1 pseudogene is annotated in these 493 nt (G+C 73.4%); it reads left to right on the plus strand.

The annotated features are described in order from the left end of the window. Positions 1 to 143: 143 nt before the first annotated feature. Positions 144 to 493 (plus strand): annotated as a pseudogene (locus FV230_RS29195) (nuclease); the annotation flags it as partial.

The raw sequence follows: 493 nt of genomic DNA on the forward strand, positions 1-493 counted from the left end.
CCCCCCCCCCCTTTTTTTTTTTAATTATACGGCTACCACCTATATCTACACTTATGGTGTCGTCGGCTGCGTCATTTGTGTATTAGTGACTGGCCCTGCGCGGCGCGGTCGAGGCCGAGATCGCGCGCCGCAACCCGAAGCCGGTGGCCCTGCGCACGCTGCAGCTCCTCGCCGAGGCGGCGGTCGAGCCGTCCGAAGCGCCGCCGGGCCATCGCGTGGTCGACCGTCACGGCCGCCCGCGCCGTCATGCCGGGTCGGACGCGCCGCTGACGCTCGCCGAGCTCGTCGACGAGATCCAGGCCCGGCACCCGGCGCTGTTCCGGCCGCCGGCGACCGTGCCGGCCGAGCCCGAGCCCGAGGCGGCCAAGGACGCCAAGGACGCCTCGCTGCTGGCCGGCGCCGCCGAGATGCGCGCCGCCACCGCCCGCCTCGTCGAGACCGGCTCCGAGCGCGCCCGGGCGCTGGCCGAGCGCTCGACCGAGCAGGGCCGGGC

Source organism: Methylobacterium sp. WL6, from assembly GCF_008040095.1.
Classification (GTDB): domain Bacteria; phylum Pseudomonadota; class Alphaproteobacteria; order Rhizobiales; family Beijerinckiaceae; genus Methylobacterium.